Annotated in this window: 28 protein-coding genes; 13 read left to right on the forward strand and 15 right to left on the reverse strand. The window is 58.4% G+C overall.

From position 1 onward, the window contains the following. Positions 1–21: 21 nt before the first annotated feature. From lspA to sppA, 6 genes are all read right to left on the reverse strand, one after another. Positions 22–510 (reverse strand): signal peptidase II, encoded by a 489-nt coding sequence (gene lspA / locus DXT96_RS13605; protein WP_046799329.1) that lies wholly within the window; start codon positions 508–510, stop codon positions 22–24. After that, the gene (locus tag DXT96_RS13610; protein WP_153515196.1) at positions 510–1,370 is read right to left on the reverse strand and encodes an RNA methyltransferase; all 861 of its coding nucleotides are present in this window, start codon (positions 1,368–1,370) and stop codon (positions 510–512) included. The genes lspA and DXT96_RS13610 overlap by 1 nt, the downstream gene beginning before the upstream one ends. Beyond that, the gene (locus DXT96_RS13615) at positions 1,367–2,500 is read right to left on the reverse strand and encodes a class I SAM-dependent rRNA methyltransferase (RefSeq protein WP_153515197.1); all 1,134 of its coding nucleotides are present in this window, start codon (positions 2,498–2,500) and stop codon (positions 1,367–1,369) included. The genes DXT96_RS13610 and DXT96_RS13615 overlap by 4 nt, the downstream gene beginning before the upstream one ends. Before the next feature lie 92 nt (positions 2,501–2,592). Then, on the reverse strand, positions 2,593–2,934 hold the full coding sequence (locus tag DXT96_RS13620; RefSeq protein ID WP_149898403.1) for a LapA family protein: 342 nt from the start codon (positions 2,932–2,934) through the stop codon (positions 2,593–2,595). 65 nt (positions 2,935–2,999) lie between these two features. Continuing rightward, complete coding sequence (locus tag DXT96_RS13625; RefSeq protein ID WP_225245141.1) at positions 3,000–3,329, reverse strand: integration host factor subunit beta; 330 nt, start codon at positions 3,327–3,329, stop codon at positions 3,000–3,002. A gap of 2 nt (positions 3,330–3,331) precedes the next feature. Then, positions 3,332–4,285: a signal peptide peptidase SppA gene (gene sppA, locus DXT96_RS13630; protein WP_153515199.1), complete on the reverse strand. Its 954-nt coding sequence runs from the start codon at positions 4,283–4,285 to the stop codon at positions 3,332–3,334. A gap of 246 nt (positions 4,286–4,531) precedes the next feature. Between sppA and lptC the strand changes: the two genes are divergently transcribed. From lptC to ptsN, 6 genes are all read left to right on the forward strand, one after another. After that, entirely contained in the window at positions 4,532–5,197 is a 666-nt protein-coding gene (lptC, locus tag DXT96_RS13635) for an LPS export ABC transporter periplasmic protein LptC (protein ID WP_153515362.1), read from the forward strand. 13 nt (positions 5,198–5,210) lie between these two features. After that, the gene (locus tag DXT96_RS13640) at positions 5,211–5,774 is read left to right on the forward strand and encodes an LptA/OstA family protein (RefSeq protein ID WP_046799322.1); all 564 of its coding nucleotides are present in this window, start codon (positions 5,211–5,213) and stop codon (positions 5,772–5,774) included. A gap of 33 nt (positions 5,775–5,807) precedes the next feature. Beyond that, positions 5,808–6,593, forward strand: a complete 786-nt coding sequence (lptB, locus tag DXT96_RS13645) for an LPS export ABC transporter ATP-binding protein (RefSeq protein WP_153515200.1) — start codon at positions 5,808–5,810, stop codon at positions 6,591–6,593. Between the two features lie 153 nt (positions 6,594–6,746). After that, complete coding sequence (rpoN, locus tag DXT96_RS13650; protein WP_153515201.1) at positions 6,747–8,297, forward strand: RNA polymerase factor sigma-54; 1,551 nt, start codon at positions 6,747–6,749, stop codon at positions 8,295–8,297. A gap of 234 nt (positions 8,298–8,531) precedes the next feature. Then, on the forward strand, positions 8,532–9,104 hold the full coding sequence (gene hpf / locus DXT96_RS13655) for a ribosome hibernation-promoting factor, HPF/YfiA family (protein WP_149898399.1): 573 nt from the start codon (positions 8,532–8,534) through the stop codon (positions 9,102–9,104). A gap of 82 nt (positions 9,105–9,186) precedes the next feature. After that, positions 9,187–9,648: a PTS IIA-like nitrogen regulatory protein PtsN gene (ptsN, locus tag DXT96_RS13660; RefSeq protein ID WP_149898398.1), complete on the forward strand. Its 462-nt coding sequence runs from the start codon at positions 9,187–9,189 to the stop codon at positions 9,646–9,648. Between the two features lie 83 nt (positions 9,649–9,731). On the opposite strand, the gene grpE is transcribed toward ptsN, so the two are convergent. Continuing rightward, positions 9,732–10,367: a nucleotide exchange factor GrpE gene (gene grpE / locus DXT96_RS13665; RefSeq protein WP_153515202.1), complete on the reverse strand. Its 636-nt coding sequence runs from the start codon at positions 10,365–10,367 to the stop codon at positions 9,732–9,734. Positions 10,368–10,480: 113 nt separating this feature from the next. After that, on the reverse strand, positions 10,481–11,572 hold the full coding sequence (hrcA, locus tag DXT96_RS13670; RefSeq protein ID WP_149898396.1) for a heat-inducible transcriptional repressor HrcA: 1,092 nt from the start codon (positions 11,570–11,572) through the stop codon (positions 10,481–10,483). A 136-nt stretch (positions 11,573–11,708) separates the two neighbouring features. Between hrcA and rph the strand changes: the two genes are divergently transcribed. From rph to hemW, 3 genes are read left to right on the forward strand one after another with little or no spacing between them, the layout of a single operon-like run. Then, positions 11,709–12,425 (forward strand): ribonuclease PH, encoded by a 717-nt coding sequence (gene rph, locus DXT96_RS13675; RefSeq protein ID WP_149898395.1) that lies wholly within the window; start codon positions 11,709–11,711, stop codon positions 12,423–12,425. A 17-nt stretch (positions 12,426–12,442) separates the two neighbouring features. After that, complete coding sequence (rdgB, locus tag DXT96_RS13680; protein WP_153515203.1) at positions 12,443–13,087, forward strand: RdgB/HAM1 family non-canonical purine NTP pyrophosphatase; 645 nt, start codon at positions 12,443–12,445, stop codon at positions 13,085–13,087. A gap of 5 nt (positions 13,088–13,092) precedes the next feature. Next, entirely contained in the window at positions 13,093–14,292 is a 1,200-nt protein-coding gene (gene hemW, locus DXT96_RS13685) for a radical SAM family heme chaperone HemW (RefSeq protein ID WP_153515363.1), read from the forward strand. Between the two features lie 72 nt (positions 14,293–14,364). On the opposite strand, the gene dnaA is transcribed toward hemW, so the two are convergent. From dnaA to mutM, 4 genes are all read right to left on the reverse strand, one after another. Beyond that, a complete protein-coding gene (gene dnaA, locus DXT96_RS13690; RefSeq protein ID WP_371418874.1) occupies positions 14,365–15,828 on the reverse strand; it encodes a chromosomal replication initiator protein DnaA in 1,464 nt (487 codons plus the stop codon). A gap of 870 nt (positions 15,829–16,698) precedes the next feature. Beyond that, positions 16,699–16,965 (reverse strand): 30S ribosomal protein S20, encoded by a 267-nt coding sequence (gene rpsT, locus DXT96_RS13695; RefSeq protein ID WP_149898392.1) that lies wholly within the window; start codon positions 16,963–16,965, stop codon positions 16,699–16,701. A 194-nt stretch (positions 16,966–17,159) separates the two neighbouring features. Continuing rightward, the gene (locus DXT96_RS13700) at positions 17,160–17,933 is read right to left on the reverse strand and encodes an enoyl-CoA hydratase (protein WP_188355942.1); all 774 of its coding nucleotides are present in this window, start codon (positions 17,931–17,933) and stop codon (positions 17,160–17,162) included. Between the two features lie 47 nt (positions 17,934–17,980). After that, positions 17,981–18,877, reverse strand: a complete 897-nt coding sequence (mutM, locus tag DXT96_RS13705) for a bifunctional DNA-formamidopyrimidine glycosylase/DNA-(apurinic or apyrimidinic site) lyase (RefSeq protein WP_153515205.1) — start codon at positions 18,875–18,877, stop codon at positions 17,981–17,983. Positions 18,878–19,019: 142 nt separating this feature from the next. Between mutM and ubiE the strand changes: the two genes are divergently transcribed. From ubiE to DXT96_RS13720, 3 genes are all read left to right on the forward strand, one after another. Continuing rightward, positions 19,020–19,796 carry a bifunctional demethylmenaquinone methyltransferase/2-methoxy-6-polyprenyl-1,4-benzoquinol methylase UbiE gene (gene ubiE / locus DXT96_RS13710; protein ID WP_149898389.1) on the forward strand — a complete coding sequence of 259 codons (777 nt, stop codon included), beginning with the start codon at positions 19,020–19,022 and terminating at the stop codon, positions 19,794–19,796. A gap of 36 nt (positions 19,797–19,832) precedes the next feature. Continuing rightward, complete coding sequence (ubiB, locus tag DXT96_RS13715; RefSeq protein ID WP_153515206.1) at positions 19,833–21,407, forward strand: 2-polyprenylphenol 6-hydroxylase; 1,575 nt, start codon at positions 19,833–19,835, stop codon at positions 21,405–21,407. Between the two features lie 479 nt (positions 21,408–21,886). Further along, the gene (locus DXT96_RS13720) at positions 21,887–22,822 is read left to right on the forward strand and encodes a sterol desaturase family protein (RefSeq protein WP_153515207.1); all 936 of its coding nucleotides are present in this window, start codon (positions 21,887–21,889) and stop codon (positions 22,820–22,822) included. A 2-nt stretch (positions 22,823–22,824) separates the two neighbouring features. On the opposite strand, the gene DXT96_RS13725 is transcribed toward DXT96_RS13720, so the two are convergent. From DXT96_RS13725 to DXT96_RS13735, 3 genes are all read right to left on the reverse strand, one after another. Then, positions 22,825–23,184: an MmcQ/YjbR family DNA-binding protein gene (locus DXT96_RS13725; RefSeq protein ID WP_149898386.1), complete on the reverse strand. Its 360-nt coding sequence runs from the start codon at positions 23,182–23,184 to the stop codon at positions 22,825–22,827. Then, a complete protein-coding gene (gene coaBC, locus DXT96_RS13730) occupies positions 23,181–24,386 on the reverse strand; it encodes a bifunctional phosphopantothenoylcysteine decarboxylase/phosphopantothenate--cysteine ligase CoaBC (protein ID WP_153515208.1) in 1,206 nt (401 codons plus the stop codon). Before coaBC ends, DXT96_RS13725 begins: the two co-directional genes overlap by 4 nt. A gap of 69 nt (positions 24,387–24,455) precedes the next feature. Then, complete coding sequence (locus tag DXT96_RS13735; protein WP_097101319.1) at positions 24,456–26,039, reverse strand: peptide chain release factor 3; 1,584 nt, start codon at positions 26,037–26,039, stop codon at positions 24,456–24,458. A gap of 89 nt (positions 26,040–26,128) precedes the next feature. On the opposite strand from DXT96_RS13735, the gene dut reads away from it, so the two are divergent. Then, positions 26,129–26,599: a dUTP diphosphatase gene (gene dut, locus DXT96_RS13740; protein WP_153515209.1), complete on the forward strand. Its 471-nt coding sequence runs from the start codon at positions 26,129–26,131 to the stop codon at positions 26,597–26,599. The last annotated feature ends 31 nt before the right edge of the window (positions 26,600–26,630 follow it).

The following is a 26,630-nucleotide window of genomic DNA, read 5'->3' on the forward strand; positions in this document are numbered from 1 at the left end:
TTTGGTGCAAACCCTAAAATTTTACTTTTTTGCCGCCCGGGCGTGCAGAAATTCGTCAAGAATGACGCAGGCCGCGCCGATGGTTATGAAACTGTCAGCCAGATTGAAGACCGCGAAAGACCATGTCTGCGTATGAAACAGGATGTAGTCGATGACGTGTCCATAAAGAAAACGGTCGAGAAGGTTGCCGGCAGCACCTGCGATGATGAAGGCAAAACCGAGATGGGCGAAGGTGCGGTCCGCCGCCGTCTTGCGCCACAGCCAGAGCACGAAGACGACAATAACGAGCCGCATGCTGACGATGAACCAGCCCTGCATGTCCGATAGCATCGAAAAGGCGACGCCGAGATTATAGGTGCGGTAAAGCGCCAGAAACGGAATGACGGGCACCATCTCCTGCAATGGCAGATAGGCTTCGACCAGTTGTTTGACGATCTGGTCCAGCACCAGCGCGGCGACGATCAACGCGAAAGCCGGGCCGAATTTCGAAAACAGTGCCGCTTTGGCCATTACTTCACCGGTGCCAGTTCGAGGAGATGTCGCCGTGCTTCGAAAAGCATCACGGCGGTTGCGATGGCGAGATTGAGGCTGTCGGCACGGCCCTGCTGGGGGATGCGCGCCAGCTGATCCGCCTTAGCGGCCAGTTCCGGCGGCAGGCCGGATTGCTCGTTACCCATCAAAAGCACGACCGGCTTGCCGGCATAATCGATCTTTCGATAGTCCACGGAACCGGCAAGATGGGTGGCGACGATGCTGACCTGCGCCGATTTCTTCCAGGACAGGAATTCGTCAACCGAGGCGCGGGCCACCGGCATGGCGAAGACCGAACCCATGGTGGCGCGAACGGTTTCCAGCGAGAAGGGGTCGGTGCAATCACCGACCAGAATAACGCCCGATGCGCCCGCCGCATCGGCGGTGCGGATGATCGTGCCGAGGTTACCTGGATCGCGGACACGGTCGAGCGCAATATAGGTCTCGCTCTTTTCCGGGCGAATATCTCTGAGCGACGCCCATTTCTGTTCGAAAATGCCGACGACCATTTGCGGATTGTCGCGGCGAGTGATCGAGGCGATGACTTTTTCGCTGACTTCAAGCACCAGACCGCCGGACGCGACGGTCTTTACCGCGGCCTGCTCCACCAGTGGCTTGCCTTTGGCGGCCTTGGCGTAAACCAGTGTCTTGATCGTCCAGCCCAGTTCGAGAGCATCGATGACCAACTTCAGGCCTTCCGCCATGAAGGTGCCGGTCTCTTCCCTGCCCTTTTTCTGGGTGAGTGCCTTGATATCCTTGATGATGGGATTGGCAAGGCTGGTCACTTCCTTCACCTGACCAACCCGGCGCGTCGTGTTTTCGCGCATATCTTTCATCATTTCGGCTCCCAACGGCTGAACAGCGATGTGGAAAGCACCCGGCCGGGTGTCTTGCCGTCAAGCCCTGCCTCGCGAATGACGAGTTCGCCTGACGCGACGACGCCACCGGCGCCGCGCATGATTTCGCGCATCAGCTCATGCATCGAATAAAAACTGGCCCTGATGGAATAGGCCGTCAGCACCAGGCCGAGCGCCTTGGGTGAGAGGATTTCCCGGCAGATATCCAGCATCAGCGGCAGATGGTCGAACAATTGCCAGATCTCACCATGGGTGCCGCGACCGAATTTCGGCGGATCGGTGAGGATGATGTCGTAAGTGCTGCCGCGACGCTCCTCACGCTGGATGAATTTCATCGCATCTTCGCAGATCCAGCGGATGGGCGCCTGTTCCAGCCCGGCAAGCTCCTGATTTTCCTTGGCCCAGCCAATCGCTTTCTTGGAAGCATCGACATGGGTGACTTCAGCACCCGCGGCGGCCGCAACCAGCGAGGCGACGCCGGTGTAACCGAAGAGGTTCAGCACTTTCAGAGGCCGGTCGGCCGTCTCGACGGCATGTTTCAGCCATTCCCAATGGACGATCTGTTCCGGGAAGACGCCGACGTGCCGGAAGGCCGTGAAGCGGCCAAGAAATTCAACGCCGAGCAGAGACAAGGGCCAGGTTTCGGCAAGCGCCGTCTTCGGAAAGCGCCAGCGGCCCATGCCGTCCTCATCCGTATCGCCGGTAAAAATGGCATCGGCATTTTGCCACACCCGGTCGGGGACCGACGGTTGCCACAGCGCCTGCGCCTCGGGACGGACGACGCGGTAGTCGCCATATTGTTCGAGCTTCAGGCCATTGCCGCTGTCGATCAAGTGAAAATCGCCCGCACCGCTCGATTCCAGAATGACCGGAACCTGTTCTGCGGGACGTTCACCGGTGCGTTGCTTGAGGGGCCGTGCAGGCGCCTGCTCAATCGCCGGTGCGGCAGCAACCTTCTCCTTCGGTGCAGGTTTCGGCACGCTGCGAACCGTATCGGGTTCGCGCTTTTTCGGCGCTACCTCCGCGCGTCGCGCCGGCTTTGCGGCATGAACCTGTTTTTTCTCGCTCCCGGCACGTGCGCGATTGCCCGGCCGGCTGTCTTTTTTCTTCAATGGAAATCTTCCCGCTTCTGCCCGCGTCTTATGGCGCAGCAAATAGCATTCCGCACGCCGCTCGACTAGAGCCGGAACGACTGTCGGCTATATCACTTTGCCGGGAGTTGGCCCGCATTGGGAAGCTGAGCGGCCCCAGTCGCCTTCTGGCGGTTCGCCTCATCGTGCCAGCGAACGGCTTCCCTGGCTTCGATACGGGCGCGTTTGCGATGTTTGCCCTGCGCGAACCACGTCGCCGACGATCCCAGCAGCACGCCGAAAATAACGGCCAGAAACAGGAACACAAAAAACGGCGCTGTAAAGGACAGAACGCCGTCATCGGGCCGGAAAGGATTGAGCGCAAGCGTTACGGCCTGGCGGTTGGCCACGCATAGAATGACGAGGATGATCGCCAGCGGAAGCAGGATGATGAGGTTGATGATTTTTTTTGACATCCGACATTACTCCATCGCTGCGGGGTTCCGCCGGCTCCGTTTCCGGCGTCGGGCGGAAGAGACGATCAATCGTCCTCTTCTTCGTCACCCATTCCGGGGTTCAGGCGCTCACGCAATTCCTTGCCCGTCTTGAAGAAAGGCACCCATTTTTCCTCAACGAAAACCGATTCGCCCGTGCGCGGGTTCCGCCCCGAACGCGAAGGTCGGTTTTTCACCGAAAATGCGCCGAAACCACGAAGCTCGACACGATTTCCACCCGCCAGGGCATCGGTGATTTCATCCAGCACCGCATTGACGATGTTTTCCACGTCACGGTGATAAAGGTGCGGGTTACGCGCAGCAACGATCTGCACCAGTTCAGACTTGATCACGGTTGCCCCCTGAAAGAATTGGATTTTTAACGTGGCCCAACCTGCCAAACGGAAACAAGACCGTCAAGAAACAACTTGTCCGCGCCGAGCTGGCCGGGTCCCGCAAAGGGAATTAAATCGTCATATCCCAGAAACTTCGCTATTTGCGCAACACTGAAAAGCGAAAACGGCGAGCGGGACGACGGCGCGCGCCATTCGACGATCGGCAAATCCTTGGCGACGCCGTGTGTTTCGAGATAGCCGCGGATTTCCTTTTCGCCGCCGAGCGTATCGACCAGCTTGTTGGCGAGCGCCTGCCTGCCTGTGAAAATCGAGCCATTCGCCAGTTTCAGCACATCTTCACGCGGCAGCTTGCGACGATCGGCCACAAGGTCGACGAACCAGCTATACGTGTCCATCACCATGGAGCGGATCATCGTCTTGGCCTCTTCGGGGGCCTCGTGGAACGGCGAAGGCTCCGCCTTCATGGGCGACGACTTTATTTCCTGTAGCGAGACGCCGAGCTTGTCCATCAGCTGGCCGACCTGGGGATACTGAAAGATCACACCGATAGAGCCGGTGATCGATGTCTCACCGGCGATGATGGTATCGCCTGCCGACGCGATCATATAGCCCGCGGAGGCCGCCAAAGTGCGGACGTCGGAAACGACCGGCTTCTTTTCCGCAACGCCGCGAATGGCCTTGAAGATGCGCTCACCGCCATAGGTGGTGCCGCCCGGCGAGGAGATCGACACGATCAGCCCTTTGACATTGTCGCTTTTGGCGATCTTGTCGAGCCGTTCCAGGAGTTCGGTATTGTCCTGGATCAGACCGGAAATCTCGACGCGGGCGATATGGGGCTTGGTGCTTTGCTGCGGTTCGGTCCAGAAAAACCGGTAAAGGCCGAAAATACCGACGACAAACAGCAAAACAGCGGCAACCCGCCAGAAAGTCAGCTTGCGGCGCAATCGCCTGCGATCCGCTATCGCCATATTATCCATCGAAAACCTCTGCCATCCGGCCTTTGACGCCACGTGTGCTTCACGGCCATATGGTTCTTCTAGCGCGAAGCCGCAAGGAAACAATAAGGAAACCAGAATTACGATAAAATTCGTATTTCCCTTGCACCTTTCCAGACAAAAACCATATTGGCAGGACAAAGCACTCGTGCCAAACACATCAAGATAAACATACAAGCTTCAATTGCGCGCCAAAATGGCGCCCAGGGAGCTTCCGGACCCACTCTTATGCTTGAACGACTCCGCGAACCCGCGCCAGCATTTCCGCTGCCGAATGACCAGAACGGCGCTTACGAGCGCGCTCTGCGGCATTCCGCGCGCGTCAAGCGGCTGAAAATCATCCTGCCGCTCAGTGCCGCAGTGATTTCGCTCGCCTTCATCGCCGTTTCGCTCATTCGAACCTGGGCGCCCGACGAGGTTTCACTGGAAAGCGCCAGGATCGAAGACGGCAAGATCGTGATGGAAAAACCTGCCGTTGCCGGCCGCAACGAAAAGGGGATCGACTATTCCATGAACGCCGAGCGTGCGTTGCAGGATATCGCCAATCCCAACCTGATGACGCTCGAGAAAGTTCTGGCCGCTGTGCCTGTTAATGACAGCATCGCGCAGGTAATTGCCAAGGAAGGCATTTTCGACCGCGCCACCAATACGCTGAAGATGACTGCACCTTTTGACATCAATCTCAGCAATGGCATACAAGCGAAGTTCCAGTCTGCGGATGTTGATCTGAAGGCCGGAAAAATGAGTAGCAAAGAGCCCGTTTCGATCAAAACAAACGACGGTGCCATTGTTGCGCAATCGATTGATATCGCCGATAATGGCAAGACGATTACATTTTCGGGGCAGGTACGGGCACGTATCGCTGCATCCAATATCAAAAATGAAGCCAAGTGAGAGCCCGGTCCAGATGATGCAAGTTTCCCGTCCCGTTTCCCTTGGCAGATCCGCAGGCGTTGCAGCCGCAGGTCTTGTTTTCTCCTGTCTCGCAACCGTGGCTTTCGCCCAGAGCACCACCAGCAATATGCAGGGTGTGAAGCTCTCCAGCGACCAGCCGATCGCGATTGAAAGCGACCAGCTCGAAATCCGGGATCAGGAGCGCAAGGCCTACTTCACCGGAAACGTGAAAGTTGTGCAGGGCACGACCACCCTTCAGGCCGGCAAGATGACGGTCAACTATAAGGGCGAGGGCTCCTCTCTCACCAGCGGTGACGCGAATATCGAAAAAATCTTCGTTGATAATAATGTCTATCTGACGTCCGAGACCCAGAAGGCCACGGCCGATCACGGCGAATTCGACATGGCGGCGCAGACATTTATCCTCACGGGCAAGCAGGTCGTTCTGTCCGAGGGCACGAATGTCTTCACCGGCTGCAAGCTCACTGTCCTGATGAACTCGGGACAGGCGAAGCTCGAAAGCTGCGGCGGCCCCGTTCGGATCATGCTCGATCCGAAATCGCAGAAAAAACAGTAGTCTCACCTCGTGAAGATACCTTCGATCTCAAAAATGTTTGGCGGTGGGCGCAACCCATCCGTGGAAGCGACATCACAGGCCGACAAGGCCCGTTATGAAGGCACGCTAATCGCGCATGGCCTGACGAAGACCTATGATACGCGCCGGGTCGTCAACGGCGTGTCGCTGGTCGTGCGCCGCGGTGAGGCCGTAGGGCTTCTGGGTCCGAACGGCGCCGGCAAGACAACCTGTTTTTACATGATCACGGGCCTCGTACCCGTCGACAGCGGCAAGATCGCCATCAATGGCAATGATGTGACCGGGATGCCGATGTACAGGCGTGCGCGCCTCGGCGTCGGTTATTTGCCGCAGGAAGCCTCGATCTTCCGCGGCCTGACGGTCGAGGAAAACATCCGCGCCGTGCTTGAAGTCCACGAACCGGACAGCGTCAAACGCAACCGCAAGCTCGATGAACTGCTGGAAGAGTTCCATATTGCCCAGCTGCGCAAGTCGCCTGCCGTTGCGCTGTCGGGCGGTGAACGTCGTCGTCTGGAAATCGCCCGCGCTCTGGCGACCGATCCGACTTTCATGCTGCTCGACGAACCTTTCGCCGGTGTCGATCCGATTTCGGTCAGCGACATCCAGAATCTCGTGAGGCACCTGACCGCACGCGGGATTGGCGTTCTCATCACTGACCACAATGTCCGTGAAACGCTCGGTCTCATCGACCGCGCCTATATCATCCATGCCGGTGAGGTTCTGACCCATGGCCGCGCGGACGATATCGTCAACAATCCGGATGTGCGCCGGCTCTATCTCGGCAATAATTTCAGCCTTTAAGCTTACGGGCGCGAAAGATTCTTCATCGCGCCCCGCGCTGACGCTTGACCAAACAAGATAAAAAAGCAATTTTTGGGCCAAGTTTCTTTGCCTTCTCAAAATTTATGAAAACTGTGGCAATGGAGAAGCTGTAAGGGGAGTTTCGCGTCCGCCATGGCATTGTCTGCCAGCCTTTTGCTGCGTCAAAACCAGTCTCTCGTCATGACACCGCAACTGATGCAGTCCATCCAGCTGCTTCAGATGACGCATTTCGAGCTGACGCAGTTTATCGCGCAGGAGGTGGAGCGTAATCCTCTGCTCGAAATTGCAGCAAACGATGGCGATTTGGGCGGCGATATCCCTGATAGTGCGGATAGTTTCAGCGATGCTGACGGCGAAGCCTCGGATAAAAACACCCCGGTAACGGCCGATAGCGACGACTGGTACGGCGACCGCGCCGCAAATCTTGGCGAGCAACTGGATACCAGCTTCGAAAACGTCTTTCCTGATGATGCCGAGCCCAGAAAGGCCGATGCGCCCGAACTGGCAAGCCAATGGAAATCCATGCCCGGGCAGGAGTCCGGCGAAAGCTATGATCTCGACGACTTCGTCGCCGCGAAACAAAGCCTCGGCGACCATCTCAATCAGCAATTGCCGTTCGCCATCTCCTCTCCGGAGGACAGGATGATCGCTGACGCGTTGATCGGCCAGCTCGATGAGACCGGGTATATTGCAACGGACGCCGTCGATGATGTCGCCGAACGGCTGGGAGCGGCCCCGTCAGTGGTGGAGAGCGTTTTGAAGACGCTTCAGGGCTTCGATCCTCCGGGCGTGTTTTCCCGTTCCTTGAGCGAATGTCTGGCGATCCAGCTCGCCCAGAGGGATCGGCTCGACCCGGCAATGCGGGCCTTGATCGACAATCTGGAGCTTTTGGCCAAACGCGATTTCGCGACCTTGAAAAAACTCTGTGGGGTCGATGAAGAGGACCTTCTCGACATGCTGGCGGAAATCCGGACGCTCAATCCGCGTCCCGGCGCAGGTTATGATTCGACCGTTTCGGAGACGATCGTCCCTGATATCATCGTTCGGCCCTCCTCCTCCGGCGGCTGGCTGGTGGAGATCAATCCCAACACCCTGCCGCGGGTCCTCATCAACCAGAGCTACTTCGCCGAGGTCTCGAAACATAAGGCGCGCGCAGGAGAGGACCAGGATTTCCTTTCCGAGTGCATGCAGACGGCCCACTGGCTGACTCGCAGCCTCGACCAGCGCGCCCGGACGATCATGAAGGTGGCGACGGAAATCGTGCGCCAGCAGGACGCCTTCCTCGTCAATGGCGTCGATCACCTGCGCCCGCTGAACCTCAAGACGGTGGCCGACGCCATCAAGATGCACGAATCCACCGTCAGCCGGGTGACCTCGAAGAAATACATGCTGACGCCGCGCGGGCTGTTCGAACTCAAATATTTCTTCAGCGTTTCGATCAGCGCCGTTGAGGGCGGCGACAGCCATTCGGCGGAAGCGGTGCGTCACCGCATCAAGGCCATGATCGCACAGGAGGCCGCCGAGGCGGTGCTTTCCGATGACGATATCGTCGACAATCTGAAGAAGAGCGGTGTTGATCTAGCCCGCCGCACTGTCGCCAAATATCGCGAGGCGATGAACATCCCCTCCTCCGTGCAGAGACGCCGGGAAAAGAAGGCGCTCGCCAGGTTGTCAGTCTTCTGAGCGGTGCATGTGATCACGTTTGGGGCGCTTTTTTGCCGCACCATTGACTCTTATCACGCCAGGGGCTAGAAGCCCGCCGCACACGTAAGCAAGGTCATTTGTAACGGAATAATCTCCACCGTCCATGGGCGTAAAATTCGAATGGAGGCTTTTTAAGGTCTTCGAAACGCTTGGATGCGCGCGCGGCTTGACGTAAGCTGGTACTCGCAAATCACTACAAAAAGGAAAATTTCCATGAGTGTGCGTGTATCTGGTAAACATATGGAGATCGGTGAATCTTTCCGTCAGCGGATTGAGGACAATATAGGTCTGGCAGTTACCAAATACTTCGATGGGGGGTATTCAGGCCAGGTAACCGTGGAGAAGTCCGGATCGCGTTTTGCCGCCGATTGCAAGCTGCATCTCGATACCGGCGTTGTATTGCATGCAGCGGGTCAGGCAAATGATCCGCAGGCAAGCTTCGATGCCGCCGCAGAGCGGATCGAGAAGCGCCTGCGTCGCTACAAGCGCAAGCTTAAGGACCATCACAGTGGTTCGAATGGCGTGTCGCAGGAAATCGCCTATACGGTGATGGATGCTGTTCCCGATGAGGACCATGAGGTTCCCGAGGATTACGCGCCCACCATCGTTGCGGAGAGTTCGAAACAAATAAAGACTATGTCCGTTGCCAGCGCCGTGATGGCGCTCGACATGACGGACGAACCGGTTCTGCTATTCCGCAGCCCGGGCAAGGAATATCTCAACATCGTCTACCGACGTCATGACGGCAATATTGGCTGGATCGACGCGGAAACGATCAAGAGCTGAACAGTCTGACAAGACGTGGGAGGCAGAGCGCGAAAGCGCATCTGCCTTCTGCATCGTCTCGATGGCATGAAGGAAAAAGAGAATGGCGTTGGCAGATTTGCTGCAACAAGATGCGATTATTCCCGCCCTCAAGGTGAATTCCAAAAAGCAATTGCTTCAGGAGCTGGCCGCAAAGGCAGCCAGAATTACCGGGATTTCGGAACGGGAAGTTTTCGACGTCATCCTCCAGCGTGAAAAGCTCGGCTCCACCGGCGTCGGCCACGGCATCGCCATTCCGCATGGCAAGCTCGCCAGCATTCATCAGATTACGGGCGTCTTCGCACGTCTTGAAACGCCGGTCGATTTCGAAGCGCTGGACGACCAGCCGGTCGACCTGGTTTTCCTTTTGCTTGCGCCTGAGGGCGCCGGCGCGGATCACCTGAAGGCGCTGTCTCGAATTGCGCGCGCCCTGCGCGACCCTGAACTGGTGGCCAAGCTGCGCGCCACCGATTCCGACACGGCAATCTACGCTTTCCTCAATCAGGAACAGGCGACGGCGGCCTGATCCGTCGCCGCTGATCTCAGGTTTTCATGACAATAAAAAACGCGCCTCAAGGGCGCGTTTTTTATTACACAGGCAGGAATGCCTCAGGCATCCTTCTCATTGACAGACGCCGTGCCGGGTTCGGCCGATGTGGCGGTTTCCACCTTCGGGCCACCCTTGGCAACGCCAACCATGGCGGGGCGCAGGACGCGGTCACCGATGGTGAAACCGGCCTGAATAACCTGAAGCACGGTGTTGTTCGGAACTGCCGGATTGGGGATTTCAAACATGGCCTGGTGGAAGTTCGGATCGAACTTCTGGCCCTCGGCGTCGATCTTCTTGACGCCATGGCGCTCGAGCGTTGACAACATCGAGCGTTCGGTCATCTCGACGCCTTCGATCAGGCCGTTGAGACCGGCTTCGCCATTGGTCTTGAGCTCATCCGGGATGGCCTCGAGCGCGCGGCGAAGATTGTCGGAAACGGCGAGCATGTCGCGTGCAAAACCGGCCAGCGAATAGGCCTTGGCGTCCTTGACGTCGCGCTCGGTACGGCGGCGAAGATTATCCATTTCGGCGGCGAGACGCAGGAACTTGTCGCGCAGATCGGCATTTTCAGCCTTCAGCAGCTCGACCGGATCGGGTTCGGCAGCATCAGTCGGCTCTTCCCCGGCAAGTGCTGGATCGAGAAACTCTTCGGCGATGTCCGCGTCAGGTCCGGGCTTTTTTGTATCGTCGGTCATGACGTTCTCCAGATTTGAATATTGTTGGTTGCGCCCGATATCGAGCTTTGGCGGGCAAAAATCAAGGCTTGCGGCGAAAAGCTTGCCGCATTCTCCAACCTTGCGGGCTTGTCCTATCTCTGTTTTCGGGAAAGGCGGGCCATGATCTGCGCGGTGTAGTCGACCATGGGGACAATACGGGCGTAATTCAGCCTTGTCGGCCCGATGACACCAACCGCACCCACGACCCGGTTGTCCTCATCGCGATAGGGCGCAACGATCAGCGATGAACCGGACAGCGAAAAGAGCTTGTTTTCCGAGCCGATAAAAATCCTGACCCCCGAACCGCTTTCCGCAAGGTTGAGGATTTCGATGAGATTTTCCTTGCGCTCCAGATCGTCGAACAGCAGACGCACACGGTCAATGTCTTCTTCGCCGGCCAGGCCTTCGAGCAGGTTGGAACGTCCGCGAACGATGAGGCGGCCGAGCTTGCCCTCCTCATTGTCACCCGCCCAGACGGCAAGACCGCGTTCGATGAGGTCTTGCGCCAGCGTGCCGAGTTCCGATTGCAATTGCGCTTGCTGCGTCTGGAACTGGCCGCGCAGTTCCTGCAGCGTCTGGCCGGAGAGGTGGGCGTTGATGAAGTTGGCCGCCTCGGTCAATTGCGATGAGGATATACCGGCCGGCAGTTCGATGATGCGGTTTTCGACCTGATTGTGATCGCCCACCAGAACGGCGAGCGCCTTGGTGGGCTCCAGCCGGATGAATTCGACATGTTTGAGGATGACATCGTTCTTGGCCGTCAGCACAAGGCCGGCGCCGCGCGACATGCCCGACAGCATGCGGCTTGCCTCGGTCAGCAGCCCTTCCAGCGATTGTTCGTGGCCGGCGACAGGACCGATCTGCCGATCGATATTTGCCCGCTCGTCGGCGGGCAGATCGCCCACCTGCATGAAGGCATCCACGAAGAAACGCAGCCCCGTCTGGGTGGGCAGGCGTCCGGCGCTGATATGCGGCGAATAGATGAGGCCCAACTCTTCGAGATCGCTCATGACATTGCGAACGGAGGCAGGTGAAAGCGACATCGGCAGCAGCCGCGACAGGCTGCGCGACCCCAGGGGTTCGCCAGTGTCGAGATAACCTTCAACGATGCGCCGGAAAATTTCCCGCGACCGTTCATCCAACAGCGATGCCTGATCTTTTGAAAGCGGTGCTGAAAAACCCATCACGTCCGTTCTTTGTCGTCCAAATCTACTCTGAGCCAATATAATGCGTTGCGCCGCTGCGGCAAAATGGAAATTGGCTTTGCAAAAGCCCGGAGCGCGCCTTAGAAGGCAGGAACCAACATGGAGAGTGGATCAAATGCGGCCTTCAGGCAGAAAAACCGATCAGATGCGCAAGGTTTCCTTTGAGCGCAATTTCTCGAAACATGCGGAAGGCTCCTGTCTGGTCAAATTCGGCGACACGCATGTGCTCGTCACCGCAAGCCTTGAAGAAAAGACGCCGCCATGGCTGCGCAACAGCGGCAAGGGCTGGGTGACCGCCGAATACGGCATGTTGCCGCGCTCCACCCATGAGCGCATGAAGCGCGAAGCCGCTTCCGGCAAGCAGGGCGGCCGCACGCAGGAAATCCAGCGCCTCATCGGCCGCTCGCTGCGCGCCGTCGTTGATCTGCAGGCACTCGGCGAACGCCAGATCAGCATCGACTGTGACGTCATCCAGGCCGATGGCGGCACACGCACGGCCTCCATCACCGGCGCATGGATCGCCCTGCATGATTGCCTGAAGTGGATGGAAACCCGCAACATGATCAAGGTCGAGAAGGTCCTGAAAGATCATATCGCCGCTATCTCCTGCGGTATCTTCGCGAAACAGCCGGTCATCGATCTCGACTATCTGGAAGACTCTTCCGCCGAGACCGATGCGAATTTCGTCATCACCGGCTCCGGCGGCATCGTCGAGGTTCAGGGGACGGCGGAAGGCGCACCCTTCTCCGAGGAAGAATTCCTGACGCTGCTTGGCCTTGCCAAGGCCGGATGCAGTGAACTGGTCGCCCTTCAGAAACAGACGATCGCCTGAGCCGACAGGAAACCGTGATGCGCAAGCTCGATACCAGAACGATCGTCGTCGCCAGCCACAACAAGGGCAAGATCGCCGAAATCGCCGACCTCATCGGACCTTTCGGCTTTTCCGCCAAATCGGCTGCCGAGCTGAACTTCCAAGAGCCGGACGAGACGGGCACCACCTTCGAGGAAAATGCCGCCATTAAGGCGCTTGCCTCCGCGAAGGCATCCGGCCTGCCGGCCCTGTCCGACGATTCCGGTCTGGTGATCGACGCGCTGGACGGCGCGCCGGGCGTCTATACCGCCAACTGGGCGGAGACGGCCGACGGCACGCGCGATTTTGCAATGGCTATGCAAAAGGTCGAGGATGCGCTTGCCGAGCGCGGTGCGTCGAAAGCCGAAGATCGCACGGCCCGTTTCGTCAGCGTACTCTGCCTTGCCTGGCCGGACGGTCATGTCGAATATTTCCGCGGCGAAGTGGAAGGCACGGTGGTGTGGCCGCCGCGCGGAACGAGCGGTTTCGGTTACGATCCGGTCTTCAAACCGGAAGGTTATGACACTACATTTGGCGAGATGACGGCCGATGCGAAACACGGCTGGAAACATGGTGACGCGTTTGCGCTGTCGCACCGCGCCCGCGCCTTTAAAAAATTCGTAGAAACCTGCCTGGAGGCATGAACCCTATGGTCGGGGAGCATCATTTTTCTGCCCCCGGCGCATCGCTTCTGCCGGATACGGGCGATCCCGGTTTCGGGATCTATCTGCATTGGCCCTTCTGCGCTGCCAAATGTCCCTATTGCGATTTCAACAGCCATGTCCGCCACCGGCCGGTGGACCAGGAGCGGTTTACCGCGGCCTTTCTGCGTGAAATGGAACATATGCGGGCGCTCAGCGGCCCACATGTGGTTACCAGCATCTTCATGGGCGGCGGCACGCCATCGCTGATGGACCCGCAGACGGTCGCCGCAATTCTGGATGGCGTCGCGCGTTTCTGGCACGTGCCTGATGGTATCGAGATTACCATGGAAGCCAATCCTTCCAGCGTCGAGGCGGAAAGGTTTCGCGGTTATCGCGCAGCGGGCGTCAACCGCGTCTCGCTTGGCGTGCAGGCACTGAACGACCGTGACCTGAAGTTCCTCGGCCGCCTGCATGATGTTGCCGATGCCCTGAAGGCCATCCGGCTGGCGCGGGAGATTTTCCCGCGCATGTCCTTCGATCTGATTTACGCCCGCCCGAAACAGACGGTGGCCGAATGGGACGCCGAACTGAAGGAAGCGGTCTCCTATGCCGTCGACCACCTGTCGCTCTATCAGCTGACCATTGAGGAGGGCACGCCCTTTTACGGCTTGCATAAGGCCGGCAAACTGATCGTGCCGGATGGTGAGCATTCGGCTGTGCTTTATGAAGCGACGCAGGAAATAACCGAGCGTTACGGCATGCCGGCCTATGAGGTTTCCAATCACGCCCGCCCCGGCGCAGAAAGCCGCCATAACCTCACCTATTGGCGTTATGGCGATTATGCCGGCATTGGCCCCGGTGCACATGGACGCCTGACGAGGGGCGCCTCCAAGCTCGCCACCGCCACCGAGCGTCATCCGGAAACCTGGCTCGAGACCGTCGAGCGGGAAGGCCATGGCATGGTCGATCAGGAAATGCTGGGCGTCGACGAGCAGGCCGACGAATTGCTGTTGATGGGCCTTCGCCTGCGGGAAGGCATCGATCTGGCCCGATGGAGCGATCTTTCCGGCCGCGATCTCGACCCGGAGAAGGAGGAATTCCTTCTGCAGCACGGTTTCGTGGAGAGGCTTGGCAATTCGCGCCTGCGCTGCACACCTTCGGGCATGCTTATTCTGGATGCCGTGGTCGCCGATCTCGCCTGCTGACCGGCAGCCCTGCCGATCCTGAGCTAGTCAAAAATTGAGAAGCCAAAAAAAGCGGCCCGGAGGCCGCTTTTTTCATGCGTTGTTTTCGTTGATCAGCCGCTTCAACAGCTCAACCTCGTGGCCGAGCTTGGTGTCGCCGGAAATCAGTTCCTCGATCTTGCGTACCGCGTGGAGAACCGTGGTGTGGTCGCGACCGCCGAAACGGCGACCGATCTCGGGGAAGGAGCGCGGCGTCAGCATCTTGGCCAGATACATGGCGATCTGGCGCGGCTTGACGATGACGCGGGTGCGGCGGTTGGAAACCAGCTCCTGTCGCGACACATTATAGTGTCTGGCGACGATGCGCTGAATATCCTCGATGCGTACGCGCTTGGCCTCACCGCTTCCGACGAGGTGCGACAGCAGCTCATCGACACGGTCAACCGAGAGGTTCGGCTCAAAAGAGCGGCGGAACATCAGCTGGTTGAAGGCGCCTTCAAGCTCGCGTCCGCTCGCCGTCACGCTCTTGGCCACATGGGTCAGGATTTCGTCCGAAATCTCGAAAGACGGATCGTCCTGACGTGCAGAACCCATACGACGGTTGAGCATTTCATAGCGCATGTCGTAATCGGGACCTTCGATCTCGATCGCCATGCCGCCCTGAAGACGGGAACGCACACGCGGATCGAGCGATTCCAGCTCCCACGGCGCACGGTCTGCCGCCACCACGACCTGCTTGGCGCTGTCGAGCAGCATGTTCAGCAGGTGGCAGAATTCGTGCTGGATCATCTTGCCCTGCAGGAACTGCATGTCGTCGATGACGAGCAGATCGATATTGCGCAGCGTGTCCTTCAGCGTCAGCGCATCATTGTCGCGGATCGCAGTTGCAAAACGCCACATAAAATATTCAGCCGTCAGATAGACCACGCGCGGATTGCGCGGGCTGTCGATGGCGGCATTGGCGATGGCCTGCAGAAGATGCGTCTTGCCAAGGCCGACACCCGCATGGATGAACAGCGGGTTGAAGCGCACGGCGCCGGCACCGGCTTCGGCGATCGTTTTTGCCGCCGCAAGTGCGACACGGTTGGACGAGCCTTCGACAAAGGTATCGAAGGTGAAACGTGTATCGAGCGGCGAGCCAAACAGCGGCCCGGAGCCACCCTGACGCAGGGTCGCCTGCGCTGCCGCAGGCTGTGTGGAAGGCGCTGTCGCGGGCTGCGACGGAATGAAGGACTTGTTACGCGGAGCCGCCCCGACTTCAGGTGCGGGCTGCACCCGTTCGTCAGTCTGCGCCGGACGAACCGGACGGCTGGCCGAGCGGACAAGAATTTCCACCTTCAGCACATCCGGATCCTCGCTCTGGACGAGGCTGGTGATCAAATCCATGTAACGGTTGTTGATCCAGGACTTCAGAAAGGTCGTCGGAACGGTAAAGCGGACGACGCTTTTCGAAACGGTATGGAGTTTAAGCCGTGCAAACCAGCTTGCATAGACCTCGGGACCAACCTGTGCCTTGAGCCGCGCGCTAAAACGTTCAAACAGCGCATCGTGCTTCATTGCCGATTTGTCCCCTGCCGCTTCTGAGCAAGCTGCATCACGAGCCTTCGGTGCGCGGTCCCCATCGGCCACCGCACCCATCGCCAAATTCAATTGCATATTGCCGCCTTTCAAATTGCCAATCATAGCCTGACGATCAAAAATCGATCGCCAGAGATCCCCCTCGTATTATTCCCGCCTTCAGCGCTCCCCTCGAAAGAGCATCAAAGGCTACTACTTGTTTGCGAGCCGGTTATCCCATTTCCCTCCCCCTCATGGAGAGGCCTGCGACACGCTAAAGACGCTCCTTTCGCCACAACCCTAAGGCGTATTCTTGAGGACAAAAAACCCCTGCCCGTTCCGAGACCGAAACGGCGCAAAAAGCTCCATGACCTGAGAAAACGGGCCTCGAAAGACCCGCCAGCAAGAAGGTGAATATCGTCGATATTATCATCGAGATAATCTGTGGACTGAGATCCGCACCCCTTGTTGAAATGCATTTAGGCAGGATCGTGGGGAGAGATCAATGGCGTTTTTTCTGCAAAAACTCAGAACGGCCATTGACTCACAAAGGCCGTTTTGCATCACCGGCAAGGCCCGAAGCAGAATCGCTTATGAATCAATGAGATTCAATTTTGGCAATTTTAGAGAGCCTGTTTTGGTAAAAAAATAAAAATCTTCTTGACTCAAAACTGGTCACGACTTCCGTAGAGAAAGCTTCCCATTTTCCGAGAGACCTCCAGCAAGCCATTGTTTTTATTTAATATTTCCTGTCGTCCATCTGACACGCGTTTGTCACGTTACGGCAGGAATGATTAACAGGCAGTTAGAATCACAAAAAGCCCGGTCAAAAGACCAGGCTTTTTGAATAGTTATTTGTGATTAGCCGGATTAGGCGGAAAGAGCCTTAACGCGCTGTGCAAGACGCGATACCTTGCGGGATGCGGTGTTGCCGTGCAGGACGCCGCGGGTAGCTGCGCGCTGGATCTCAGGCTGAGCTGCCTTCAGAGCTTCGGTGGCGATTGCCAGATCGCCGGAAGCGATGGCTTCCTCGACCTTGCGAATGAAGCCGCGAACGCGCGAACGGCGAGCCTTGTTGACTGCGGTACGGCGAGCGATCTTGCGGGTCGCCTTTTTCGCCGAAGTTGTATTGGCCATGTATGCCTCTCTTCGAATTCAAACCAAATTCCGCAACCAGAGGATCGGGTCGTTCGACGACCTCACTTAACCCAAGAATGCGGGAGTAATTTCGGACAAGCCGGATGGCTTTCCTTAACCGTGGGCGGGCATATACCGCTAAAGCGCACGTCCGTCAACGCGCAAATGGCGGAAAACGCCGATATTCCGACTCCTTAGCGATTCCGGAAAACGGGTTTGCGCTTTTCGATGAAGGCCGCCATGCCCTCCTTCTGATCCGCCGTTGCAAAGAGCGACTGAAAGGATCGCCTTTCGTATCTCAAGCCTTCCGCCAGCGACACCTCGAAGGAGCGATTGACGCTTTCCTTGGCCATAAGAACCGAGGCACGTGACAGCGAAGCGATGCGGGTAGCAGCCTCCACCGCCTCCTCCATCAGATTTGCGGCCGGTACGATGCGCGAGACGAGACCGGCACGCTCGGCCTCCGCCGCATCCATCATGCGGCCGGTCAGAACCAGATCCATGGCCTTTGCCTTGCCCACCGCCCGTGTCAGCCGCTGTGAGCCGCCCATGCCGGGAATGACGCCGAGGGTGATCTCCGGCTGGCCGAACTTCGCCGTTTCCGAAGCGATGATGAAATCGCACATCATTGCCAGCTCGCAGCCGCCGCCGAGCGCAAAACCCGAAACGGCGGCGATGACCGGCTTCCTCGTCGAGGCGACCTCGTCCCAGCCGCCGAGAAAGTCGCCGACATAGGCGTCGACGAAATCCAGCCCCTGCATTTCCTTGATGTCGGCGCCTGCGGCAAATGCCTTTTCCGAGCCGGTGATAATGATCGCACCGATGGAATCATCGGTAGAGAATGAAGAGAGAATGTGTCGCAGTTCTTTCAGAAGCACCGAGTTGAGGGCGTTGAGCGCCTTGGGGCGGTTGAGCGTGATGACGCCCACCTCATCACGCTTCTCGACCAGTATCGTTTCATAGTCCACGGCAATCTCCCCTTCTCCGTTATTCCGGCCCATTACTCTTGGCTCAGTCACTTCTGGCAGGCGGCGCAATAGAAGGTCGAACGACCGGCCTGCACCACTCTTTCAACCGTACCCCCGCAGCCGGGTGTCCGGCAAGGCTGGCCTTCCTGATCGTAGACCGAAAAGGAATGCTGGAAATAACCGAGCGTTCCGTCCGTCTGTATATGGTCGCGCAAAGACGAGCCGCCGGCGGCGATGGCGTCCGCGATAACGTCGCGGATTTTTTCCGTGAGATCGGTGAGCTGTGCTTTGGGCTTGCCTGATGTCGTCACCAGCGTTCCCGCTGCCCGCAAAGGAGAAAGATGAGCGCGCCACAGCGCCTCGCAGACATAGATATTGCCGAGGCCGGCAATGACCTTCTGATCCAGCAGCGTGCCTTTCAAGGGCTGGCTCTTGCCCGCAAACCGGCCTGCCAGATAATCGGCGCTCAATGCATTGCCTGTTGGCTCCGGCCCAAGCTCCGCAAAAGCCGGATAGAGATCGAGCTTGTTGCGCTCCACCAGATGCATGAAGCCGAAACGGCGCGGGTCATTATAGATGACGCAGACGCGCTCCTCTCCCTTATCCAGATGAAAGACGACATGGTCGTGCTTGCCATCCTTTGAGCGGGCATAATGAAACGCGCCGGGCGTATTGCCGGCTTCATCCGCCTCCGCCTCCACGCGGAACGAGCCGGACATGCCGAGATGGGCAATGATCGTCAGCCCGTCCTCCAGTTCGATCAAAAGATATTTCGCCCGGCGCCCAAGCGATATGATCGTTTTGCCTTCGATCAGCGTCGCAAAATCCTCAGGGAATGGAAAACGCAGATCGGGGCGGCCAAGGTGGAGTTTGCGGACCCTTGCCCCTTCCATGGCGGGGGCGAGGCCGCGTCTGACAGTTTCGACTTCTGGCAATTCTGGCATCTGGCTTATCCGGCAGTTTATCGTTAGGACCATGTGGTCTATACAATGCACGCGAAATGTCGCGCCCAGGCGATGCGGCAACAGATAGCGTCGCCATGGCGTTTCCGCTATGGTCCGCCACGCAATAATATGGAGACAGACGATGACCGATGCCCGCACCACCGCCGAAGGCGGCATGGAAACGTCCTATGGCTTTCACAAGGTGAATGAAGGCCAGAAGCAGGGGATGGTCAACGAGGTCTTTCACAAGGTGGCCAAGCGCTACGACATCATGAACGACGTGATGTCGGCCGGCCTGCACCGGCTGTGGAAGGACGCCATGGTGTCTTCGCTTTCACCGCGCAAGGATGCTTCCTATAAGGTTCTTGATGTGGCAGGCGGCACCGGCGATATCGCGTTTCGCATCGTTGAAGCCTCCAATCGTCTGGCGCATGCCACCGTTCTCGATATCAACGGCTCGATGCTTGCCGTTGGCGAAGAGCGCGCAGCCAAAAGGAAGCTCTCCGATAATCTGACTTTTGTCGAGGCGAATGCCGAGGATCTGCCCTTCGAGGCGAATACATTCGATGCCTATACCGTCGCCTTCGGCATTCGCAACGTGCCACGCATTGATGTCGCGCTGAAGGAGGCCCATCGCGTGCTGAAACGCGGCGGACGGTTGCTGGTGCTGGAATTTTCCGAAGTCGAAATGCCGTTGCTCGACCGCGTCTATGATGCCTGGTCGTTCAACGCCATTCCGCAATTCGGCAAGATGATCACCGGCGACGCCGAGCCTTATCAATATCTGGTCGAGTCGATCCGCAAATTCCCCAATCAGGAGGATTTCGCGGCGATGATCCGTACCGCCGGTTTCTCCCGCGTCTCCTATACCAATTACACCGGCGGCATTGCCGCCCTGCATTCCGGCTGGAAGCTTTAAGAGCATGGCCAGCAGAAGCAGGAGACAGGCATAAGCATGAGCACTTTGGGCGCATATTTCCGCCTCGCAAGGGTTGGCTGGGTTCTCGTGCGCGAAGGCGTCGTGCTGGCCTTGCCGTCCGACGACCTTCCTGCTCCCGCGCAAGCGTTGAAAGCACTGCTTAAACCCTTCGCCCGCAGCAAGGCCAAACGGGCGCAGCGTAGCGACCGGCTGGCAACAGCCGTCGAGCGGCTTGGACCGTCTTATGTGAAGATGGGGCAGTTTCTGGCCACCCGCCCGGATGTGGTGGGCGCCGATTTCGCCGACGATCTCGCAAGCCTTCAGGACCGTATGGCATTTTTCCCGGCCGCCGCGGCGAAGGCCAATATCGAGGGCTCGCTCGGTCGTTCGGTTTCTGATCTCTACAGGGAATTCGGCGATCCGATCGCCGCGGCCTCCATCGCCCAGGTTCACCCGGCAATGGTGGATACTCCGAAGGGACCGCGAAAGATGGCCGTCAAGGTCATCCGCCCCGGCGTGCGCCAGCGTTTCCAGAACGATCTGGAGGCGATGTATCTGATTGCCGACCTGCAGCAGCGCTTTGTCCGTTCAGCCCGCCGTCTGCGGCCAGTGGAGGTGACACGCACACTGGAGCAGACGACCAAGATCGAAATGGATCTGCGGCTCGAGGCCGCTGCCCTTTCCGAGCTTGCAGAAAACACAAAGGATGATCCCGGTTTCCGCGTTCCCGAGGTGGACTGGGAGCGCACCGGCCGCGATGTCGTCACCATGGAGTGGATCGACGGCGTCAAGATGTCGGATATCGAGGGGCTGAAGGCCGCCGGTCACGACCTGAACCAGCTTGCCGACACGCTCATCCAGTCCTTCCTGCGGCACACGCTGCGCGACGGCTTTTTCCATGCCGACATGCATCCCGGCAATCTCTTCGTCGATGCGAATGGCATGATCGTCGCCGTCGATATGGGCATTGCCGGACGCCTCGGCAAAAAGGAGCGCCGTTTCCTCGCCGAAATCCTCTACGGCTTTATCACCCGCGATTACATGCGGGTGGCGGAAGTCCATTTCGAGGCCGGTTATGTGCCAGGCCATCACGATAAAGCCAGTTTCGCGCAGGCGATCCGCGCCATTGGCGAGCCGATCCACGGCCAGCCGGCCGAGACAATCTCCATGGGCAAGCTGTTGACCCTGCTGTTCGAAGTGACCGAGCTTTTCGACATGGAAACGCGGCCGGAACTGGTGATGCTGCAAAAGACCATGGTGGTGGTGGAAGGCGTGTCGCGCATGCTCAACCCGCGCTTCAACATGTGGAAAGCGGCCGATCCGGTCGTCGGCGGCTGGATCAGGGACAATCTCGGTCCGAAGCGCATCGTCACCGATCTGAAAGACGGCATGAAGGCCGCTCTAAAGCTTGCTGAAGCGGCACCCGAGATCGCCGCCAAGACGGAAAAGCTGCATTCCGAACTGATGTATATGAGCGAAAACGGCTTGCGTTTTGATGCCCAGACAGCCGAAGCCATCGGCAAGGCGGAAGCGCGCCATACCAAATGGGGGCGGATTGCGCTGTGGGTGATTGCGCTGACGCTTCTCTATATTGCCATCCGAATCAGCTAAGACATATCTGAACCTGGAGGTGCGCGATGTCAGGGTTGGGCACCTCAGTTACCAAAAAACGCCTGTCCAGCCGACGTGACGACCGCATGCCATGCTCATGCAATCTAATGAAGAATAGTGACCTGATCTTCTCAACGAAACAGGTGACCGATGCGATTGTTCACACTTCTGGTTGGCTCGCTATTCTTCAGTCTTCAACCGGTCGCAGTGCCGGAAGCAATGGCGCAACACAGGGTCCACGACCCCTGCACGGACGGTAGCATAAACGATGGAATACCACGCAGTTGCGACGAGCTGAAACGGGAATGGCGACGCAGCGACAGGTATGATCGCAGGGAATGGGACTATTATCGGGCGATGCGGCCAATGCGCACCGATCCATGCAGGGACGGGCGCGTCAGCGACGGGCAACCGCGATCCTGCGGAGAGTTGCGTCGCTGGTTGAATGGTAGATGATTGCCGGACGGGAATTGAAATTCATGGCAAAAACTCACGCAGTGAAACAGGCCCTTGCCTATTGTTCGTGGCCGATGGTGTTCCTCTCCGGCCTTGCCGGCTCCTATTTCGCCTTCAACAGCAGCCATCCCATAGGCGCGTTTCTGAGCGTCTATGCGGGCGCGGTTTTGAGCCTGTTTCTCCTGGAACGTTACATTCCCTATGAAGTCCAGTGGCTTCAGGGGGATGGCGAAACCGCAACCAGCATCGGCCACACCCTGTTGACCAAGGGTCTTGTGCAGCTTGCCGCCGTTGCAGGCGCAATCTTTCCGATGTTGACCGCCAACGTGCTGCAACCGCTTGCGGCCATGCGGTTCAATCTTTGGCCTTCTGATCTGCCGATGGTCGTTCAGGTCGCGCTTGCGGTCACTATCGCTGAATTCGGCCTTTACTGGGCGCATCGTATCGCACATGAAACCGTGTTCTTCTGGCGTTTCCATGCCCTGCATCACAGCGTTGTCCGGCTGTGGGTGGTCAATACCGGCCGCTTTCATGTGGCGGACTCGCTCTTCAAGATCGCGCTCAGTCAGCTTCCGCTCTATTTGATGGGCGCACCCTTGCAGGTTTTCTGGTGGCTTGGCGCCGTTACCGCCTTCATCGGCATTCTGACCCATTGCAATGTCGATATGAAAACCGGCCCGCTTGACTACGTGTTCAGCACGCCGCGGCTGCACCGCTGGCACCATTCCAAGGAACTTCCCGAAGGAAACACCAATTACGGGGAGAATCTCGTCATATTCGACCAGCTGTTCGGCAGCTATTTCAACCCTAATCGCCCATCCTCGACCAATATCGGCATCAAGGGCCAAATTGCGAAGGGCTTTCTGCCCCAGCTTTTTCAGCCCTTCACCAGGAAAGGTGTTCACCAGATCATCGGGCGAAACACGAAAGACAATTCAGGCGAAACGCCCGGCAGATGATGTCAGCCGAGAACTATGCCCAGTTCAGCGCGCAGTTTCTTCGTCAGGCCGGCTGAAACAAGTTCATAGGAGCGGCGTACATAGTGCTCCAGTTCCTCCTGCTCGAGCGGTGAATGGTCACCGATCGATATCCATTTGCGTTTGGCGAAATAGGGCGCCTGACCGATGCCCTCAAGCGAGGTGAGGATTTCGAAACTCTCCTCAGAGCATTTCACCACCAGCCGCCAGTCGACCCGCTCGCCCAACACGGCAAAGACCTTGTCGCCGACCTTCGCGACATGGGAATCCCACTGATCGACGAAACGCACGCCCGGCCATTCGCCCAGCACTCTGTCGAATGTCTTGCGATCGAACAGGCTCATGCGAGTTTCTCCGCAATAAGGGCCGCCAGACGTTTGGCGACTTCGGTCTTGTCGAGATCCGGCCAGACCTCTACGCCCTCCGCCGAAATGATCTTCACGCTGTTGCGGTCTCCGCCCATGATGCCGGTTTCAGCCGAGACATCATTGGCTACGATATAATCCGCGCCCTTACGCTCGAGCTTGGCCCTGCCGTTTTTCTCCACGTCCTGTGTTTCCGCAGCGAAGCCGACCACCAGTTTCGGGCGCTTTTCGTGGTGGCCCACGGTTTTCAGAATATCGGGGTTTTCCATCAGTTGCAGCGCTGGCGGTGCATCCCCCGGCTGCTTCTTGATCTTCTGCTCCGACGAGCCAACAACCCGCCAGTCTGCGACGGCCGCGACCATGACGGCGATATCGACCGGAAGCCTTGAAATCACCTCATCGCGCATTTCTTCGGCGCGCTCGACATGGACCGTTGTAACACCGGCAGGATCGGCGATGGTGACGGGACCAGACACCAGCGTGACCTCCGCCCCAAGTTCCGCAAGCGCTGCCGCGATGGCATGGCCCTGCTTGCCCGACGAGCGGTTGGCGATATAACGCACCGGATCAATCGGCTCATGCGTGGGGCCGGAAGTGACGATGGCCGTTCTGCCCTTGAGCGGCTTGGGGCCATTGTCCAAAAGCGTCTCCACCGCTTCGACGATCTGCAATGGCTCCGCCATGCGGCCAAGACCCGCTTCGCCCTTCTCCGCCATCTCGCCTGCCATGGGTCCGATAAAAACCACGCCGTCTTTTTTCAGCACGTCGACATTGCGTGCCGTCGGCTTCGCCGACCACATTTTAGGGTTCATGGCAGGCGCGACCAGCACCTTGCGGTCAGTCGCAAGAAGGATAGTGGAGGCGAGATCGTCGGCCAGACCATGCGCCATCTTTGCCATCAGATCGGCGGTGGCGGGCGCGACCAGCACCAGATCGCAGTCACGCGCCAGCCTGATATGACCGACATCCTGCTCGTCCTGTCTGGAAAAAAGCTCGGTGAAGACATGCGTTGCCGACAACACGCCGACGGCCAGCGGAGTGACAAATTCCTGAGCACCCTTCGTCATGACAGGCGTCACCTTCGCGCCGCGCTCTTTCAGGCGGCGGATAAGATCGAGGCTCTTATAGGCCGCGATGCCGCCGGAGATGATGAGGAGAATATGTTTGCCTGAAAGCGTCATGATGCCGGACCAGTTTCCCGTTTCAGGGGAAACTAAGCCCTTGGCATACAAAGTGCAATCCGGCTGATATCACGCAGCCTTGGCGACGTGATATTCCTTGATCGCGACCATCTTGATCGCCGGAAACCGCTCGGATTCGTAACGCAGCGAGAAGGCGTCCTGCGCCAGAAACACCGGATCACCATCCAGATCGCGGGCGATATCGCCGCGCTTGACGTTGAGGAACTTGTCCATCTCCGCCGGCTGATCGGAGGAAATCCAGCGGCAGACGGAAAAGCGTGACATTTCGAAGGAGACCGGCAGGCCGTATTCGCCCATCAGCCGTTCTTTCAACACATCCAGCTGCAGCGCGCCGACGACACCGACGATGGCCGGCGAACCGTCTTCCGGCGAAAAGAGCTGCACAACACCCTCTTCCGCCATCTGCTGCAGAGCTTCCTTCAGCTTCTTCGCCTTCATCGCGTCTTCCAGACGCACGCGGCGCAGGATTTCCGGCGAGAAGTTCGGAACGCCCTGGAAGACGAGGTTTTCACCTTCGGTCAGCGTATCGCCGATGCGCAGCGTGCCGTGGTTGGGAATGCCGACCACATCGCCCGCAAAGGCCGTATCGGCCAGCTGGCGCTGCGAGGCGAAGAAGAATTGCGGCGCGGTCAGCCCCATCAACTTGCCGGTGCGTGACAGGCGCGCCTTCATGCCGCGCTCCAGCTTGCCGGAGCAGATGCGGGCAAAGGCGATGCGGTCGCGGTGGTTCGGATCCATATTGGCCTGAATCTTGAAGACGAAGGCCGTCATCTTGTCTTCAGCCGCATGCACGGTGCGGGTATCCGCCACCTGATCGCGCGGCGGCGGCGCGAAATCGCCGAGCGCATTGATGAGGTCGCGTACACCGAAATTGCGCAGCGCCGAACCGAAGAACACCGGTGTCATGTGGCCTTCGAGAAACGCCTGACGGTCAAAGGGACGGCAGGCTTCCAGCGCCAGTTCCGTTTCTTCGACAAAGACCTTGCGTTCGTTTTCCGGCAGCCGATCGGCAACTGCCTGCGGACCGTTGACCGAAAGGCCGTCTACCTGCGTGTCGTTGCCGCGAAAGGTATTTTCGGCAAGATTATAAGCGCCGCAGAAGCTTTTCGCCCGGCCGACCGGCCAGGTGATCGGCGCGGTATCAAGCGCCAGCTTTTCTTCGACCTCATCCAGAATCTCGAAGGGGTCGCGGCTTTCGCGGTCCATTTTATTGATGAAGGTGATGATCGGAATATCGCGCATGCGGCAGACTTCGAAGAGCTTCAGCGTGCGCGGCTCGATACCCTTGGCGGCATCGATGACCATGATCGCCGCATCCACCGCTGTCAGCGTGCGGTAGGTGTCGTCGGCAAAGTCTTCGTGGCCCGGCGTATCGAGAATGTTGAAGACCCGGTCGTTATATTCGAAGGTCATGACCGAGGTGACGACCGAGATACCGCGCTCACGCTCGATCTTCATCCAGTCCGAACGGGTCTGGATGCGATCCTTCTTCGCCTTCACTTCACCGGCAAGCTGGATCGCTCCGCCGAACAGCAGCAGTTTTTCGGTGAGTGTGGTCTTACCCGCGTCCGGGTGCGCGATAATAGCAAAGGTGCGGCGGCGGGAGACCGCCTCGGCAAGTGTTTCGGCCATCTGACAAATCCTGTGAATTGCGGGCTATCTAGCGTTTCAGGCCCGCATTTGCAATTGACCTTGCCGCGATCTGCGCAAACTAATGCCGCATGACCGTTCAAAATGATAATCGCCCCCCTCTTCGCCTCGTCCGCCTCGCCAATGGCGCAGACCTCGAATTGCCGTCCTATGAGACCGGCGGTGCTGCCGGCATGGACCTGCGCGCCGCAGTGCCTGCAGATCAACCGCTGACGTTGAAACCCGGCGAACGGGCGCTGGTGCCGACCGGCTTCATCTTCGAAGTTCCGCACGGTTACGAGGCGCAAATCCGCCCCCGCTCCGGTCTCGCCATCAAGAACGGCATCACCTGCCTCAACTCCCCCGGCACGGTGGACAGCGATTACCGCGGCGAGGTGAAGGTCATTCTGGCCAATCTGGGACAGGATGATTTCACCATCGAGCGCGGCATGCGCATTGCGCAGATGGTGATCGCGCCGGTGACGCAGGTTACCGTGAGCGAAGTAACGGAAACCTCTGAGACGGCGCGTGGCACCGGCGGTTTCGGTTCGACCGGGGTCTGACCGGCAGCCAGCATGATCGATTGTTTTTACC

The organism is Agrobacterium sp. ICMP 6402 (assembly GCF_009498615.1).
Classification (GTDB): Bacteria; Pseudomonadota; Alphaproteobacteria; order Rhizobiales; family Rhizobiaceae; genus Agrobacterium; species Agrobacterium burrii.